Here is a 16284-nt window from a genome sequence, read left to right as displayed (position 1 = left end):
TCAGCGCATCGTGGACCAGGAGTTCAAACGAGTGGCAGGGCGGCAGCGAATAGACCGCGTCAGGCGCCAGTACAACCAATGGGTCGCCAACCAGACTCTGGAAGACTACGCCCTGCGCTTCACCGCCAAGAGCGCACGCCGCTGGTCCGCCGCCCGCGTCGCCAACACGGCGCTGGGCGCGATCTCGTTCCTGGCGATGGAGGCGATCGGCGGCACCATCACGCTGAACTATGGTGCGATGAATGCCTCCGCCGCGATCCTGGTCGTCAGCGTCATCATCTTCCTCTGCGGGCTGCCGATCGCCTACCATGCGGCCAAGTGCGGTATCGACATCGACCTGCTGACGCGGGGAGCCGGCTTCGGTTACATCGGCTCGACGGTCACCTCGCTGATCTACGCGTCCTTCACCTTCATCTTCTTTGCGATCGAGGCCGTGATCCTCGCGTCCGCGCTCGAGATGTGCTTCGGGATTCCGCGGCCGGTTGGCTATCTCATCAGCGCCGTCGTCATCATCCCGCTGGTGGCCTACGGCATCACGCTGATCAGCCGCTTCCAATTGTGGACGCAACCGCTATGGGTGGTCCTTCACATCATTCCGTTCGCGGCGATCGCCTGGCACAACCCGCACTCCTTCACCGAGTGGCGCAAATTCGCCGGCGATCATGGCGATCCCGCAGGGAATTTCGATCTGTTGCTGTTCGGCGTTGCGGCCTCGGTGGTGTTTTCCCTGGTGGCGCAGATCGGCGAGCAGGTCGACTTCCTGCGATTTCTGCCACGCGACCGCCGCGCCTCGAGGGTTTCGTGGTGGATAGCGCTGATGAGCGCAGGACCGGGCTGGATCGTGCTGGGCGCGCTGAAGCTCCTGGCCGGCTCGTTTCTCGCCTTCTTCGCGCTCAGCCACGGCGTGCCGCCTGAGGAGGCCGCCGAGCCGGCGCACATGTATCTCGAAGCGTTCCGCTATGTGCTCTCGCAGCCCGAGCTCGCACTGGCGTTGACCGGCACCTTCGTGATCCTGTCGCAGGTCAAGATCAACGTCACCAACGCCTATGCCGGCTCGATCGCCTGGTCGAACTTCTTCTCGCGTTTGACCCACAGCCATCCCGGGCGTGTGGTCTGGCTGGTCTTCAACGTCATCGTGGCACTGCTGTTGATGGAGATCGGCGTCTACAAGGCCCTGGAGCAGACGCTAGCGCTCTATTCGAACGTCGCGATTGCCTGGGTCGGCGCGCTGGTCGCCGATCTCGTCGTCAACAAGCCGCTTGGATTGCGGCCGCAGCAGATCGAATTCAAGCGCGCGCATCTCTACGACGTCAATCCGGTCGGCGTCGGCGCGATGACGATCGCAACGATCGTCTCCATCAGCGCCTTTTACGGCCTGTTCGGACCTACCGCGAAGGCGCTGTCGGCCTTCATAGCGCTCGCAGTGGCCTTCCTCGCCGCGCCGTTGATTGCCTGGGCCACGGACGGCAAGTACTATATCGCACGCAAGCCGAAGCGGAGCTGGCAGAACCTCGAGGCGATCCAGTGCTGTATCTGCGAGCACGCGTTCGAGCCGGAGGATATGGCCTCCTGCCCCGCTTATGCCGGTCCGATCTGCTCGCTGTGCTGCTCACTGGACGCGCGCTGCCACGATCTCTGCAAGCCGCACGCTCGAATTCAGGCGCAGGTCTCGGAGACGCTGGGCAAGCTGATGCCGCAACCGATCTACGCCCGGATCAACTCGCAGCTTGGGCATTATCTCGGCGTGTTCGCCGTCTCGGCCGGCCTCGTGGCGCTGGTGCTCGGCCTGATCTACCTGCAGACCACCGCGGCCGTGCATGCCAACGAATTGCTGTCCGACGTGCTGTGGAAGGTGTTCTTCTCGCTCAGCATCATCATCGGCGTGGTTGCCTGGCTGTTCGTGCTGGCACAGCAGAGCCGCCGCGCCGCCGAGGCCGAGACGCGGCGGCAGACCACGCTGCTGATCCAGGAGATCGACGCGCACAAGCGCACCGACGCCGAGCTCCAACGTGCCAAGGAGGTCGCCGAGTCCGCCAATTTGGCCAAGAGCCGCTACGTGGTGGGCCTGAGCCATGAGCTGCGCTCGCCGCTGAACGCGATCTCCGGCTACGCGCAATTGCTGGAGCAGGACGACAGCCTGCAGGTGCGGCCGCGCGACCAGGTCCGCGTCGTCCGCCGCAGCGCCGACCACCTGTCCGGCCTGATCGACGGCATCCTGGACATCTCCAAGATCGAGGCCGGGCGGCTGTATCTGTCGCGCGATGAAGTGCGTTTGAATGACTTCCTCGATCAGCTCGTCGGCATGTTCCGCCTTCAGGCCGCGGCCAAGGGCATCGATTTCGTGTTCAGGCGGCCGGCGTCGTTGCCGCGCGTGGTCTATGCCGACGAGAAGCGGCTGCGTCAGGTGCTGATCAACCTGCTCTCGAACGCCATCAAGTTCACCCAGGCGGGCAGTGTGCAGTTCGTGGTGCACTATCGCAGCCCCGTTGCCGAGTTCGAGGTGATCGACACCGGCCCCGGCATCCGGGGCGACGATCTCGAACGCATCTTCGCACCCTTCGAGCGCGGCGCGCTCGGCGTCTCGCAGCCGCAGACCGGCACCGGGCTCGGCCTGACCATCAGCCGCCTGCTCGCCGGCGTGATGGGCGGCGACATCAAGGTCGTGAGCACCGTCGGCACCGGCTCAACGTTCAAGGTCAAGATCCTGCTCTCGGAGGTCACCAATCCCCGGCGCATCGCGCCGGTCGATGCTCCCGTGTACGGCTATCACGGTCCGCGCAAGACGATCCTGATCACCGACGACGACCCGACCCACCGCGACCTGCTGCGCGAGGTGCTGACGCCGCTCGGTTTCATCCTGCTCAGCGCGCCGGACGGCGCCGGCTGCCTCGCGCTGGCACAGCATTGCCGGCCCGATCTGTTCCTGCTCGACATCTCGATGCCTGCCATGGACGGCTGGACCGTGGCCGAGGCCTTGCGCGCGAGCGGCCATCACCAGGCGCGCATCCTCATGGTGTCGGCAAGCGCGTTGGAGGCCCACGGCGCTCCGCTGGCGCAACCCTTCCACGACGGCTATCTGATGAAGCCGATCGACATCCCGCGGCTCCTGGAGACGATCCGCCAGCTGCTCAAGATCGAATGGCAATATGAGGCCGAGCCGGCCCCGCCTCCACAGTGGAAGCCCGAGAGTGGTTCGCGGCCGCCGGTGAAATATGTCGAAGAGCTGATCAGCCTCGGCCAGCTCGGCTATGTCAGGGCGATCCAGCTCAAGCTCGACGAGATCGGCAATGAGTGTCCCGAACATGCCGACTTCGTCGGCCAGATGCGCACGCTGATCGACCGGTTCGATCTCGATCAATATATGGCGACGTTGAAGATATTGCACAGTTATGACCATTGAACAAAAGAAGCGCGACGTCGCGCTCGTTGTCGATGACTCTCCGGAGACGCTGCGGCTGCTCACCGACGCGCTCGATGGCGCCGGCATGACGGTCATGGTGGCGCTCGACGGCGCCGCGGCGATGCGCATCATCGACCAGATCACGCCCGACATCATTCTGCTCGATGCCGTGATGCCCGGCATCGACGGCTTCGAGACCTGCCGCCGGCTCAAGCGCGATGCCGGTCTCGCCAACGTCCCCGTGATCTTCATGACGGGCCTTGCCGAGACCGAGCACATCGTGCGCGGGCTTGAAGCTGGCGGTGTCGACTACGTAACCAAGCCGATCGTGATCGAGGAAATGCTGGCGCGCATCCGCGTCCATCTCGGCAATGCCCGGCTGACCCAGAGCGCACGCACCGCGCTCGACGTCTCCGGCCGGTATCTGCTCGCGGTGAACAGCGCCGGCGCGCTGCTGTGGGCGACGCCGCAGGCACAGCGACTGCTGTCGGACACGCTCGCCGACGCCGCCGACAATTTCGCGCTGCCGGATCCGATGCCGCAATGGCTCGAGCAGGCGCAGAAAGGCGCTGCGGGAAAGAAGACTGCGACCGTGGCACCTTTCCCCGGCAACGAGCAGCTGCGGCTGCAATATATGGGCAAGCTCGGCCCGAACGAATTCCTGCTGCGTCTCGCCAAGGACACCAGCGGCGATATGCCGGCCGAATTCACCAGCGAGCTCGGCCTCACCACCCGCGAGGGAGAGGTTCTGGCCTGGCTCAGCAAGGGCAAGACCAACCGCGACATCGCGCAGATTTTGGGTCTCAGCCCGCGTACGGTCGACAAGCATCTCGAGCAGATCTACGCCAAGCTCGGCGTGGAGAACCGGACGGCCGCCGCCGCGATCGCGGTCAACGCCAGGCACCGCAAGTCCTAGCCTGCTGCCTCCACTGCCCCGGGGACGCGTCCTGACATGGCCAGTCGCCCCAGACCGTGACAGGATGGGCTGACACGTTCATTCCGGCGGAGAATAGGCATGGATCGTCTGGCGGCGATGGAGACATTCGTGCGGGTGGTCGAGACCGGCTCGTTCTCCGGCGCAGCGCGGCAGCTTCGCGTGGGCCAGCCAGCGGTTTCGAAATCGGTCGCGCAGCTCGAGGAATTTCTCGGGGTCAAGCTGCTGACCCGCTCGACCCATGGCCTCACGCCGACGGAAGCGGGGCTTGGCTATCTCGAGCGTGCCCGGCGCGCGCTGGACGAGGCTGCGGAAGCCGAACTGGCGGCGCGTGGCGCCGGGGCCGGCCTCAAGGGCCGATTGCGGGTCTGTGCGGCCGTCACCTTCGCACGCATCCATCTCATTCCGATGCTGCCGAGGTTTCTCGCGCAGCATCCCGAGCTGGACCTCGAGGTCGTGCTCGATGACCGTCAGATCGACCTCGTCCAGGAGGGCATCGATGTCGCGCTGCGGATGGGTAAGATGACGGATTCGACGCTGACGGTGCGCCGTATCGCGCGATGCCAGCGCTTCGTGCTGGGCACGCCTGCCTATTTCGACCGCGCCGGCACGCCGTCGACACCGAGCGAATTGAGCCGGCACCAAGCCGTCGTCTATCTTCGCGAGGGCAGCGTGTGGTCGTTTCAACGTGACAGTACCGAACTGGCCGTCACCGTGCGGAGCCGGTTGCGGGTGACCGCAGCCGAAGGCGTCCGTGCTGCGGTGCTCGCCGATGCCGGGCTCACGATCGCATCGGAATGGATGTTCACCCCGGAGCTCAAATCGGGCGCCGTGCGCGCGGTCCTGCCGGAATGGAACCTCCCAGCCCTCGATCTCTGGGCCGTGCTTCCGACCGGACGTGCAGCGACCGCCAAGGCACGCGCATTCGTGAGCTTCTTCGAGCGCAGCTTCAATGCATGACGTCATCGGCCGCTTGAAACGGTGGATGCTTATTCCCAACAGGAATAAGCGCTAGTCCGACGGCAGCGCTACCCGGCGTGGCCACCTCCTTTAGCTTGCAGCGTGTGAGTTCAACAAACCGGACGGCGCCGCCGTCCACCGCGCAGAAACCGAGGAGAACCGTTATGTCGCTGCAAGCCAGGCTCAACGCTTTCAAGGCCGATTTCGAAGCCGGAAAGCCGCCCTACAACGTTCCGCGACCAGTCATCGATATCATGCACCGCGCCACCGCGGAGCTGATCGCATCCGGCGCCGCCCAGCGCGCCAGGAAGGCTGGCGATGTCGCCCCCGCCTTCTCGCTCCGCGATCCCGAGGGCAACATCGTCAACTCGACCGATCTGTTGAAGCGCGGCCCGCTGGTGCTCAGCTTCTACCGCGGCGTCTGGTGCCCGTATTGCAACATGGAGTTGCAGGCGCTCGAGGCGGCCAAGCCGGAATTCGACAGATGCGGCGCCGCGCTGGTGGCGATCTCGCCGCAGACCGCGCCGAACAGCCGCAAGTCGGTGCGCCAGAACAAGCTCTCCTTCCCGATCCTGTCCGACGTGAACGGTCAGGTCGGCGAGGCCTTCGGACTGCGCTTCCACCTGCCCGACTATCTGGTCGAGCTCTACAAGCAGCTGAAGAACGATCTGCCGACGTTCAACGACGATCCGAGCTGGACGCTGCCGATGCCGGCCCGCTACGTCATCGGACAGGACGGTGTGATCCTCTACTCCGAAGTCAACCCCGACTATACCCGCCGACCCGAGCCCGAGGACATGATCGCTGTCCTCCAGCAGGCGACCGTGAAGGCATGACAGCGCGCAGACTGGCCGGTGGCGAGTGACCATCGGCCGCCTTCCTCTCGCAGGCTACGCATGTGCGGCCGGCGTACTCCCCTCCGGATCGGCGGGCGCGCCGGCGCCGGCCAACACATCCACCCCGGAGTGCTGCGACTTTCGCCACTGCGCCGGCGTCACGCCCATGTGGCTCTTGAAGGCGCGCTGAAAGGCGGCTTCCGATTGATACCCGACCATCTCCGCCACGGCGCCGGTCGAAAGCGACGATCCCTTCAACTCGTTCGCCGCAAGCGTCATCCTGATGTCGGTGAGCAGATCGCTGGCCGATCGCCCGAGCTTGTCCTGGAACTGCCGCGCCAGCGTGGCGCGCGACATGTTGCAAAGCCGTGCGAGCTCCGGCAGCGACCACGCTCGCGCAGGCTCCTTGAACATGGCGGCCACGGCCGGCGCGAGCCTGGGATCACCGACCAAGGCGAGAAGTCCCCGTGACGTTGCGTCGGTCTCGCTCGCAAGCCGCAGCACAAGCGCGAACATTGCCGTGGACAATGCATTCAGCATGGCGCGGCCGCCCAGATGATCGTCGGCCGTTTCGCTGCGCATCAGCGACACGAGCCCGGCGAGCTGCGCAGCCGTCCCCTTTCCCGCACGCGCGCCGGCATGCACGACAAGACGCGGCGGAAGATAGCCGCGCAACAGACGGTCGTGGGGCGGTGTAATCGCGAAGTGCCCGCACAACAGGTCAAGCCGTTCGTCCGATCCGAGGTTTTCGCTGATCGTGAAATTCTCCGCCGCCCGGTTGCGCGCCGGCAGCGGTATCGCCCCGCTACCGTCGTGCATCACGTGTCGCGGGTTGCCGGGAAGCAGAAGGATGTCGCCGGCCTTCAGCAGCAACGGCCGTCCGCCAGCGGCGGCGTCCAGGATCGCCGAGCCGGCGAGCACCGCATGATAGGGGATCTCGTTGGTTAAACCCGGGCCCTGCTCGATACGCCAGGGGACGCTGTAGCTGCAGCGAAGATCGAGCCGCCCGCGCACCGGCATCATCTCGAACAGCCGGCTCAGCCAATCCATAGCCAAATCCCCCTGAAGCAGTATGTGAGACGATTGAGCATATAAACGAGCAATATGAACATTCAATGTCTCAAAGCTCGATCCTATTGTCACTCCGCAATCGTTCACCACCCGCAACAAGGAGTGCCACCATGTCGCGTCTCTCAACCCCCAATCTCGAAACCGATACCGGCCCGTCCGGCCAGATCTACGCCCAGATCAAGAAGGCGATCGGCGGCGTCCCGAACACCTACGCGGCGATTGCCGCCCACGGTCCGGCCGCGCTCAAGTCGATCCTCGCGGCCGATGCCGTGCTGACTGGCGGCAGCCTGCCCCGGCGCGACCTGGAGGTCGTCAAGCTCGTGATCAGCGCTGCCGGCGGCTGCGATTATTGTGTCGCCGCGCACTCGCATCTCGCCAGGATCGCCGGCGTGAATGCCGATGTGCTCAAGCAGATCCGCGACGGCGCGCCGACCAGTGACGCCAGGCGCGATGCGCTCGTGCATTTCGTGCGCAACCTCGCGCAGTCGAGCGGCACCGTCAGCGACGAGGATTTCGCCGCGATCAAGTCCGCCGGATACAGCGACGCGCAGCTGGTCGAGATCAGCCTGGCGTTTGCGACCACGGTCTTCACCAACGTCTTCAACCGCATCAACGACACCGACATCGATTTCCCGGCGGTCGCCTGAAGCGACCGGGCGATGTCACGCAAAAGGATTACGACCATGACCACGCTTGCCAACACCACACAAAATCCGCTTGTCCGCGCGCTCGACAGGTCCGGCCTGCTGGCGGAGGATCTCGACTATCACGTCGTCCGGGCCGCGATGGTGATCATGTTCCTGTTCTTCGGTTACCAGAAGTGGTTTCCGTACGAATTCGAACGGCTGGTCCCGTTCATCAGCAACGGGCCGCTGATCTGGTGGCTGTATCCAGCGTTCGGCCACGCCGGCGCCAGCTACTTCCTCGGCGCCTCGGAATGGACATTCGGTTCGCTGCTGCTCGCGGGCTTCTGGGACAAGCGGCTCGGCGTGCTCGGCGCCCTCGGCTCGACCGGAACCTTCATCGCGACGGTCACCATCATTCCCTTCATGCCCGATGGCTGGGACGTCGCCGCCGGTGGCTTCCCCGCGATGACCGGCAACGTGCCGTTCCTGATGAAGGACGTCGTTCTGCTCGCCGTCTCGCTCTACCTGCTGCGACAGGACGTGGTCCGTCTGATCAGGCAATAGCTGATCGCGATTGATCGCCGGTGGGCCTCGGGCGTGCCGGCGATCGCGCGTGGTATTGAGCAGACGCAGCGTCTCTCTCGAACACAACGACATCGCAGTCACTATTGTTGCCCCGGGGTCCGGGGGCCCTTGCCCTTGAAGGCCGAGCCATAACCCATTGCCGAACTTGCATAATGCGTTGAAAATCGGCCACGCGCTCCGCGCGATCGGCTGCGCTGTCGCCCGCTTGACGACCCATCGCCGCTTCCATGCACGAATGATCCATAGCTCTCCGGCCATGAACATAGTTCCGCCGCGCGGTCTGCGCTAAAAAGGAGCGCCGGTGTTGTTCTGGGGTGAGTTGATGAAGAAGAACGACGTCACATGCCCGCGTTGCGGGGCTGGATTCCGACGCCTTGAGCTGGCATCCAGGTCAGGAAGTGAGGGCGAATATCGCTGCCCGGTTTGCGAGACGACCCTCGAGCAGTTCGATGGCGACAAGCTCGTCGCTTACCGCCTGACCATTCAACCCTCAATTCGCGGGTTGAAGACCTAGCGGCCCGGCTGGATGGAATGCCGCCGGAGCAAAATCTGGATCACGATCTCCGCTTCAGGACATAGCTGTCCATGATCCAGCCATGCCGCTCACGCGCCTCTCGTCGTGCGGCGACGATGCGAGGGCCCACCTCTGCCAGTTCCCCCGCCATGATGATCTGATCGGGCATGCCGAGATAGGCGCCCCACCAGATATGCAAACGATCCGGATCGAGCGACTGGAACGCCGTACCGCCGTCGAGCATCACCACCACGGTATCGACACCTTGCGGCCAGCCGCCTTCGCGCAAGCGCCGCCCCGTCGTGACCAGAAACGGCTCGCCGATGTCGTTGAGCGGCAGCGCATGCGCCGCGCAAAGCGCCTGGATCGAGGTGATGCCGGGGATCACCTCGATCGATGGCAACGGATCGAGCCGTCGCGCAATCCGCAGGCTCGAATTCGTAGAGCGAGGGATCGCCCCAGATCAGCAGGGCGACGCGTCCCTCCCCGCCGAGATGGCGCGCGATTTCCTGCGACCACGTCGCGGCGATCGCATCGTGCCAATCGTCCACGCCCTTACGATAATCTTCTTCGCCGGCGTCACGCACCGGCAGGTCGAACTCGGCAATGCGTGTGCGGTCATTGGTCAACGCTTCTGCGCAGATGGTGCGACGCAACTCGGCGAGATCCGACTTCGCCGTCCCCTTGCGCGGGATCAGGATCAGGTCGGCGGCATTGATCGCGGCGGTCGCGGCGAAAGTGAGCTGCCGGGGATCACCACAACCGATGCCGATCAGGGACAGCGTCAACATGGCCGCGTCACCCTCGTTCCGGTGCCAGCGCGCCGAACAGGATCACGGCAGCCGCCGTGGCCGCGCCGGCCTGCATGAGCCGGTCGGCCAGCGCTGTGATCGTGGTGCGAAGCAGCCGCTCGTCGGCGTGGCCGAGCGATTCCGCCAGCAGTGCGGGCGTGTCGGGCGCGAGGCCATGAGCGATCAGCCTTGCGGCCAATGCCGGAAAGGTGCGCCGGCCCATATAGACCACGGTCGTGGCCTCGGGATCGGCCAGCGCCGCCCAGTTCAGGTCCGCGGGCAATTCGCCCGTCACATCGGCGCCGGTGACGAACTGGACTCGGCGCGAGGTCAGCCGGCGCGTCAGCGGAATGCCGGCCTGCGCGGCGGCAACCGAGGCCGAGGTCACACCGGGAATGATTTCGTAGCCGATGCCGGCCGCGCGCAGCGCTTCGATCTCCTCCTCGAGCCGACCAAAAATGCCGGCGTCGCCGGATTTCAGCCGCACCACCCGCACGCCGGCGGCGGCATAATCGACCAGCAGCCGGCTGACATGGTGCTGCTTCGCCGACAGGCGGCCGGCGCGCTTTCCCACCGCGACGAGATTGGCGCCGGGTTGGGCGAGATCCAGAATCGCACCGGAGGCGAGGTCGTCATAGAGCACGACGTCGGCCTCGCGCAGCCGCGCAGCGCCCCTCACCGTGAGCAATTCGGGATCGCCGGGGCCGGCGGAAATGAACGACACGAATCCTTTCACCGGTCCTCCGCGATCAGATGAAAAAATGTACCCGTCGCACAGCCGCGCCGCGATCCGGTCTCCGCAACGATCGTACCGGTCGCATCACGCACCACCGCGAGCGGCGTGTCGGGCTGCGCGATGATCGTCGAGTAGTGAAACTCGTGGCCGCGCAGGCGTGCGCCTGGGCCGTGTCCGGGCATCGGTGCGGCGAGCTCGGCAAGACGATAGCCCAGATGCATGCGGCGTTTGGCAAAGCTGGTCTCGAGGCCGAGCAGGCCCGTCATCTCATGGCGGAGCCCGTCGGCATCGGTGAGGCTTGTGCCCAGAACCATATAGCCTCCGCACTCGCCGTGCACCGGCCGTGTCTCGGCGAAGGCGCGGAGCTGCCCGAGAAATCGCCTGTTGGCCGCAAGCCGGCCGGCATGCAGTTCGGGATAACCGCCGGGCAGCCAGCACACATCGGCATCCGCGTCGGGGCCTTCGTCGGCAAGCGGCGAGAACGTCACGATCTGTGCGCCGGCCGCGCGCCAGGCTTCCAACATGTGAGGATAGACAAAGGAGAACGCCGCGTCGCGCGCCAGCGCGATGCGCTGGCCGGGCGGCGTGATGACCAGGCTGGGTACGGCGGATTGCGGCGACCAGACCTCGGCCGATTTCAGCACGGTGTCGAGATCGATATGCTCGACGACAAAGCGCGCGGCTTCGTCAATCAGACCGTCGATCTGAGCCTGCTCTTCGGCCTGCACCAGTCCGAGATGACGCTTCGGCAAGGTGATCTCGGCGTGGCGGGGCAGCGATCCTAACACCGGGATGCCCGCGCCTGCCATCGCACTCCGCACCAGGGCGTCATGCCGTGCGCTCGCGACGCGATTGAGGACGACGCCTGCAAGCCGTACGCCGGCGCGGAAATCACGCAATCCCGCCGCCACCGCCGCCGCCGTCTGCGCCTGACCGGAGGGATCGATTACCAGCAACACCGGCCACCCCATCATCTCTGCGATGTCGGCGGTGGCGCCGGTCCCCGAGACGCCACGCGCCGCGACGCCGTCAAACAGTCCCATCGAGCCTTCCGTCAGCACGAGATCGGCATCCGCGCCGCGGCCTGCCAAATGCGCGATGGCTTCGCGCGCCATCGCCCAGCTATCGATGTTGACCGACGCGCGTCCGGTGGCGACCGCGTGAAAGGCGGGATCGATGTAATCAGGCCCGCTCTTGAGGCATTGCACCCTCACGCCGCGATTGCGATAAGCGCGCGCCAACGCCAGGGTCAGCGTCGTCTTGCCGACACCGGATGCCGGCGCAGAGATGACGAGCCCCGCGGTCATTGCGATGATTCCGGCGACGCTTCCGGAAAACGCGGCACCGCCCCGACCGGGCGGTAGCGGCGGTCGTAGTCGGCTGCATAGAGACGGCTCTCGGCGAATTCGTCCGCCCCGAGCGTCTTGCCGACCAGAATGAGCGCAGTGCGTTCGAGCTCGGGGCCGACGGCGGTATCGAGCGTCGCAAGCGTCGCGCGGACGATGCGCTGGTCCGGCCAGCTCGCGCGCCAGACGATCGCGACCGGGCAGTCCGCGCCGTAATGCGGCGTCAGCTCCGCCACGACCTTGTCGAGCAGGTGGATCGACAAATGGATCGCGAGCACCGCGCCGGTCGCGGCGAATGCAGCGAGCTTCTCGCCTTCAGGCATCGCGCTCGCCCGGCCCGGCGTTCGCGTCAGCACCACCGATTGCGCAAGGCCCGGAAGCGTCAGCTCGGTCTCCAGTGCCGCTGCAGCAGCCGAGAAAGCGGGCACGCCCGGCGTCACCGAACAGGGAATGCAGCGCGCGCAGGCGGCGAAGCTGCTCGCCCATCGCCGACCAGATCGAGAGGTCGCCGGAATGCAGCCGCGCGACATCCTTGCCTTCCGCATGCGCGGCGGCGATCTCCGCGATGATCTCGTCGAGCGAGAGCGGCGCGGTGTTGACGATGCGTGCACCGGGCGGGCAATGCGCCAGCACACCCTCCGGCACCAGCGAGCCGGCATAGAGACAGACCGGAGAAGCTGCGATCAGATCGCGGCCGCGCAGCGTCAGCAAATCGGGCGCGCCCGGGCCGGCGCCGATGAAATGCACCGTCATGCGCCGTCTCCTTCGGCGATCGCCGCGATGGCCATCCGATCCTGTGACGCGGTCCTGACCGAGATCAGGCGCGCACCGCGCCCTGCTGCAGCGATCGCCGCAGCTTCGGCGACCGAGCCCGTTCCGAATCTTGCCTTGATGAACTCGGATTGCGTTGCAGTCTTGATCTCGGCCAACGTCTCCGCGGGAATGCCCCGGATCGGTATTCCCAGTTGCTGCGCCAGCGCTTTCAACGCCGCCGCATCCGCCTTGTCACTCACTGTCGCAACGGCTGCAAGGCCGTCGGAACCGCCGGCCGCGTCGAGCGCGTCGCGCAAGGACGCGACACTGGTATTGCGCCTGAATCCGAGGCCAGCGACCTTCATCGGAGCGCGCTCCATTGCACGATCGGCCGCGCAGCCTTCCAGGCGCGATAGCGGCCCAATGGCTCGGCCTGCGCGATCTCGAGGCGCGTCAACTCGCCGCCATGACGCTGGTGCAGATCGCAGAGCAGCGCCTCGGTCTCCAGGGTCACAGCATGCGCGACCAGCCGCGTGCCCGGCGCAATCCGCGACCAGATCGCATCGAACATCGCGGCGTCGAGGCCGCCACCGATGAACACGGCATCAGGCGCCGCGAGGTCCGATAAAGCGCCGGGCGCCTCGCCTTCGATAATGGTGATCCGATGGGTCAGGCCGAAGCTCGCTGCATTGCGGCGGATGTTGGCGGCGCGTTCGCGGCGGGCTTCGACGGCGATCGCCGTCCCACCACAGAGCGCCCATTCGATCGAGATCGAGCCCGAGCCCGCGCCGACATCCCACAGCCGCTCACCGGGCCGCGGCGCAAGCGCCGACAGCGCAAGCGCGCGGACCGGCCGCTTTGTCAGTTGCCCGTCATGCACAAAGAGCGCATCGGCAAGTCCCGAGCTGCGTGCGATTCCCTGCTGTCCCCGCGCCTCCAGCGCGATTGCGACCAGGCTCTCGCTTGAATCACCCGCATACGAGTTGGCGCGATGCTGCGTGACGGACTCACGCGGTCCGCCAAGCGCCGCAAGCGTCCATATTGCCGACGCCCCCCAACCACGCTCCGTCAGCCAGCGCGCGAGATCGGACACCGCCTTGCCGTCGCGCAGCAGGCAGATGATCCGCGCATCGCGCACGAGATGCGGCAACAGCCGTTCGAACAGTGCGGCATGAAGACCGAGACAGACAGCATTCTCGATACGCCAGCCCAAACGCGCCGCCGCAAGCGAGAATGTCGACGGCGCGGGGTGCGCGATCCACTCGCCGCCATCGAGCATCTCGGCGAGGCTCGCGCCGGCGCCATGCCAGAACGGATCGCCGGAGGCGAGCACCGCCGTCGGCCGGCCACGGCAGCTCAGCACGATCCTTGCGTCGAACGGCACCGGCCAGACACGGCCGCGGTCGGCGATGCCGGCGAGCGCGAGATGCCGTTCGCCGCCGAAAACTGTTTCGGCGTCACGGAGCGCCTTTCGGCTTGCCTCGGACAGCCCGGCAAGGCCATCTTCCCCGATACCGATGATTGTCAGCCAGGGATCAGACATGACGCGCGCCCTCATTCTGGGCGGAACGGCCGATGCGAGCCTGCTCGCCGCTGCGATCGCAAGCGCGGGGATCGACGCCGTCTATTCCTATGGCGGCCGCACCCGCGCGCCGGCCGACCAGCCGCTGCCGACCCGCATCGGCGGCTTCGGCGGCGCGAGCGGCCTTGCCGACTACATTCGCCGCGAAAATATCACCCATGTGATCGACGCGACGCATCCCTTCGCGGCCGAGATGAGCCGCAACGCCATCGCCGCCTGCGCGCAAAGCGCAACGCCGTTGCTCGCGCTCGAACGCGCGCCCTGGGACAAAGCCTCCGGCGATCGCTGGATCGAAGTCGCAGACGTCGTCTCCGCGGCCGCGGCCTTGCCGGACAGCCCCGCCTGCGTATTCCTCGCGATCGGCCGCCAGCACATCGCGCCCTTCGGCGCACGGCCGCAGCATGCCTATACGTTGCGTTTTGTCGACCCGCCCGACGAAACGCCGTCGTTGCCCAACGCGGACGTCATTGTGTCGCGCGGACCTTTCATGCTCAAGGGGGAGCTCGCGATGATGCGCGCGCGTCACATCGCGTGGATCGTCGCCCGCAATTCCGGCGGCGACGGCGCGCGCGCCAAGATCGAAGCAGCGCGCATGCTCGGCCTGCCCGTGATCATGATCTCGCGGCCGCAACTGCCCGACAGACCACGGGTGGAAAGCGTGAGCGACGTGATGCAGTGGCTCGGTCATCGCACTTGCCTCGGCGCATAGACCCAGCGGCCGACGCGGCGCGTCTGCGAATTGCCGACGATCACCAGCGTGCGCATGTCAGCCATTTCAGGCCGCGCGTCGCGCAGTTCGACCGTCTCGATCCGCTGCCCGGGCGTGCTGACGGAGCGCGCAAAAATCACGATGCGCTCGTCGCAGCCCGCCTCGCGCAAGATCTCAAGCGCGCGGCCAAATCCCTCCGGCCGGCTCGCCGAGCGCGGATTGTACATCGCGATGGCAAAATCGGCTTCCGCCGCGAGGCGGAGGCGTTTCTCGATCACCGCCCACGGCTTGAGATTGTCGGAGAGATTGATCGCGCAGAAATCATGACCGAGCGGCGCACCGGCACGCGCGGACGCCGCCAGCATCGCGGTGATACCAGGCAGCACGCGGATCGGCAGCGACTGCCATTGCGGCGCCCGTTCGAGCGCCTCGAACACGGCCGAGGCCATGGCGAACACGCCGGGATCGCCCGAGGACACCACGACGACGTGGCCCCCTTCCGACGCGAGCCGCAACGCGTCAGCGGCGCGCTGCAACTCCACACGATTATCCGAGGGATGCAGCGTGAGCCCAGGTCGCGGCGGCACCCGCGCGACATAGGGCGCGTAGCCCAGAATGTCGGTCGCGGCTGCAAGCGCCGCTGAGACTTCCGGCGTCACCAGCGCCTCACTGCCCGGCCCGAGGCCCGCGATGGTCAGCGTGCCCGTCATTGCGCGGCCTCCCTGCGCCGTCCTTGCCCATGCACCAGCACGATCGCAAAATACGGACACTCGGCCTTGCCGATATCCGCAAGCCGTGCGACGCGCTGATCCAGCATGGTGCCGCGTTCGACGAGCCACGCATCATCGAGGCGCCCCGCGGACGCCAGCGCGCGGCGAATCTTCGGAAGATTGCGACCAGTCTTCATCACGACCAGCGCGTCGGAGCTGCGCATCCGCTCGGCGAGCTCCGGCTCCGGCAGCGTGCCCATCAACACGGTCGTCACGTCGTCGCCGAGCGCGATCGGCTGTCCGACGCCGAATTCCAGCAGCCGACCATGCCCGGAATGCCGGCGATCACCTCGATCGCGACGCGGCCCTGCAGGCGCGTGTGCAGATGCATGAAGGAGCCGTAGAAGTAGGGATCGCCCTCGCAGAGCACGACGACGTCGACCGCGCGCGCCAGCCGCGCCAGGCGTTCCGCCCATTCGTCGTAGAAGCTGGCGAGCAGCTGCACGTAGTCGGGACTGTCGAAGGCGATCTCCGTGGTCACTGGATATTCCATGGGATATTCGGTGACGTCAGCGGCGAGCAATCCTTCGACGATGCGGCGCGCCTGGCCCGGCCTGCCCTTTTTGCGGAAATAGGCGACATGCTGCGCCTTGCGAACCGTGCGATCGGCGCGCACGCTCATCAGATCAGGATCGCCGGGGCCGAGACCGCAGCAGATGATGCGTCCCATG

Annotated in this window: 13 protein-coding genes and 3 pseudogenes; 7 read left to right on the top strand and 9 right to left on the bottom strand. The window is 66.2% G+C overall.

The window, feature by feature from the left end:
• The first annotated feature begins 31 nt into the window (after positions 1-31).
• The 4 genes from RX327_RS15300 to RX327_RS15285 all read left to right on the top strand — a co-directional run bounded on the left by RX327_RS15300 (position 32) and on the right by RX327_RS15285 (position 6130).
• The gene (locus RX327_RS15300; RefSeq protein ID WP_317250747.1) at positions 32-3400 is read left to right on the top strand and encodes an ATP-binding protein; all 3369 of its coding nucleotides are present in this window, start codon (positions 32-34) and stop codon (positions 3398-3400) included.
• Positions 3390-4316: a response regulator transcription factor gene (locus tag RX327_RS15295; protein WP_317250746.1), complete on the top strand. Its 927-nt coding sequence runs from the start codon at positions 3390-3392 to the stop codon at positions 4314-4316. Before RX327_RS15300 ends, RX327_RS15295 begins: the two co-directional genes overlap by 11 nt.
• Positions 4317-4415: 99 nt before the next feature.
• Positions 4416-5294: a LysR family transcriptional regulator gene (locus RX327_RS15290; protein ID WP_050386959.1), complete on the top strand. Its 879-nt coding sequence runs from the start codon at positions 4416-4418 to the stop codon at positions 5292-5294.
• A gap of 164 nt (positions 5295-5458) precedes the next feature.
• Positions 5459-6130 (top strand): peroxiredoxin-like family protein, encoded by a 672-nt coding sequence (locus tag RX327_RS15285; RefSeq protein WP_050386960.1) that lies wholly within the window; start codon positions 5459-5461, stop codon positions 6128-6130.
• Positions 6131-6184: 54 nt separating this feature from the next.
• On the opposite strand, the gene RX327_RS15280 is transcribed toward RX327_RS15285, so the two are convergent.
• On the bottom strand, positions 6185-7180 hold the full coding sequence (locus RX327_RS15280) for an AraC family transcriptional regulator (protein ID WP_050386961.1): 996 nt from the start codon (positions 7178-7180) through the stop codon (positions 6185-6187).
• 131 nt (positions 7181-7311) lie between these two features.
• Between RX327_RS15280 and RX327_RS15275 the strand changes: the two genes are divergently transcribed.
• Together RX327_RS15275 and RX327_RS15270 are read left to right on the top strand one after the other, a co-directional pair.
• Positions 7312-7848 (top strand): carboxymuconolactone decarboxylase family protein, encoded by a 537-nt coding sequence (locus tag RX327_RS15275; protein WP_050386962.1) that lies wholly within the window; start codon positions 7312-7314, stop codon positions 7846-7848.
• A gap of 36 nt (positions 7849-7884) precedes the next feature.
• A complete protein-coding gene (locus RX327_RS15270) occupies positions 7885-8391 on the top strand; it encodes a YkgB family protein (RefSeq protein ID WP_050387162.1) in 507 nt (168 codons plus the stop codon).
• Positions 8392-8966: 575 nt separating this feature from the next.
• Here RX327_RS15270 and cobF read toward each other — a convergent pair.
• From cobF to cbiE, 6 genes and pseudogenes are all read right to left on the bottom strand, one after another.
• Positions 8967-9717, bottom strand: a pseudogene (gene cobF, locus RX327_RS15265) (precorrin-6A synthase (deacetylating)).
• 7 nt (positions 9718-9724) lie between these two features.
• Entirely contained in the window at positions 9725-10453 is a 729-nt protein-coding gene (gene cobA / locus RX327_RS15260; RefSeq protein WP_317250745.1) for a uroporphyrinogen-III C-methyltransferase, read from the bottom strand.
• Positions 10450-11760 (bottom strand): cobyrinate a,c-diamide synthase, encoded by a 1311-nt coding sequence (locus RX327_RS15255; protein WP_317250744.1) that lies wholly within the window; start codon positions 11758-11760, stop codon positions 10450-10452. The genes cobA and RX327_RS15255 overlap by 4 nt, the downstream gene beginning before the upstream one ends.
• A pseudogene (cobM, locus tag RX327_RS15250) lies at positions 11757-12552 on the bottom strand (precorrin-4 C(11)-methyltransferase). Before cobM ends, RX327_RS15255 begins: the two are co-directional and overlap by 4 nt.
• Entirely contained in the window at positions 12549-12917 is a 369-nt protein-coding gene (locus RX327_RS15245) for a cobalamin biosynthesis protein (RefSeq protein ID WP_317250743.1), read from the bottom strand. Before RX327_RS15245 ends, cobM begins: the two are co-directional and overlap by 4 nt.
• Positions 12914-14095 carry a precorrin-6y C5,15-methyltransferase (decarboxylating) subunit CbiE gene (gene cbiE / locus RX327_RS15240; protein WP_317250742.1) on the bottom strand — a complete coding sequence of 394 codons (1182 nt, stop codon included), beginning with the start codon at positions 14093-14095 and terminating at the stop codon, positions 12914-12916. The genes RX327_RS15245 and cbiE overlap by 4 nt, the downstream gene beginning before the upstream one ends.
• Between cbiE and RX327_RS15235 the strand changes: the two genes are divergently transcribed.
• Positions 14094-14843: a cobalt-precorrin-6A reductase gene (locus RX327_RS15235; RefSeq protein WP_317250741.1), complete on the top strand. Its 750-nt coding sequence runs from the start codon at positions 14094-14096 to the stop codon at positions 14841-14843. The two genes, cbiE and RX327_RS15235, sit on opposite strands and share 2 nt — an antisense overlap.
• Here the strand turns inward: RX327_RS15235 and cobJ are convergent.
• Positions 14819-15553 carry a precorrin-3B C(17)-methyltransferase gene (gene cobJ, locus RX327_RS15230; RefSeq protein ID WP_317250740.1) on the bottom strand — a complete coding sequence of 245 codons (735 nt, stop codon included), beginning with the start codon at positions 15551-15553 and terminating at the stop codon, positions 14819-14821. The genes RX327_RS15235 and cobJ overlap by 25 nt on opposite strands.
• Positions 15550-16283, bottom strand: a pseudogene (locus tag RX327_RS15225) (precorrin-2 C(20)-methyltransferase). The gene cobJ and the pseudogene RX327_RS15225 overlap by 4 nt, the downstream one beginning before the upstream one ends.
• Between the last annotated feature and the right edge of the window lies 1 nt (position 16284).

The organism is Bradyrhizobium sp. BEA-2-5 (assembly GCF_032918025.1).
Classification (GTDB): domain Bacteria; phylum Pseudomonadota; class Alphaproteobacteria; order Rhizobiales; family Xanthobacteraceae; genus Bradyrhizobium; species Bradyrhizobium pachyrhizi.
Note: the sequence above shows the minus strand (reverse complement) of the source record. Positions and strands in the feature narration are given on the sequence as shown.

Excerpts from the sequence above, each read along its gene's own strand:
- cbiE (WP_317250742.1), bottom strand. The coding sequence starts at position 14,095 with ATGTCTGATCCCTGGCTGACAATCATCGGTATCGGGGAAGATGGCCTT.
- RX327_RS15245 (WP_317250743.1), bottom strand. The coding sequence starts at position 12,917 with ATGAAGGTCGCTGGCCTCGGATTCAGGCGCAATACCAGTGTCGCGTCC.
- RX327_RS15290 (WP_050386959.1), top strand. The coding sequence starts at position 4,416 with ATGGATCGTCTGGCGGCGATGGAGACATTCGTGCGGGTGGTCGAGACC.
- RX327_RS15275 (WP_050386962.1), top strand. The coding sequence starts at position 7,312 with ATGTCGCGTCTCTCAACCCCCAATCTCGAAACCGATACCGGCCCGTCC.
- RX327_RS15280 (WP_050386961.1), bottom strand. The coding sequence starts at position 7,180 with ATGGATTGGCTGAGCCGGCTGTTCGAGATGATGCCGGTGCGCGGGCGG.
- RX327_RS15255 (WP_317250744.1), bottom strand. The coding sequence starts at position 11,760 with ATGACCGCGGGGCTCGTCATCTCTGCGCCGGCATCCGGTGTCGGCAAG.
- RX327_RS15285 (WP_050386960.1), top strand. The coding sequence starts at position 5,459 with ATGTCGCTGCAAGCCAGGCTCAACGCTTTCAAGGCCGATTTCGAAGCC.
- RX327_RS15270 (WP_050387162.1), top strand. The coding sequence starts at position 7,885 with ATGACCACGCTTGCCAACACCACACAAAATCCGCTTGTCCGCGCGCTC.
- RX327_RS15235 (WP_317250741.1), top strand. The coding sequence starts at position 14,094 with ATGACGCGCGCCCTCATTCTGGGCGGAACGGCCGATGCGAGCCTGCTC.
- cobJ (WP_317250740.1), bottom strand. The coding sequence starts at position 15,553 with ATGACGGGCACGCTGACCATCGCGGGCCTCGGGCCGGGCAGTGAGGCG.
- RX327_RS15295 (WP_317250746.1), top strand. The coding sequence starts at position 3,390 with ATGACCATTGAACAAAAGAAGCGCGACGTCGCGCTCGTTGTCGATGAC.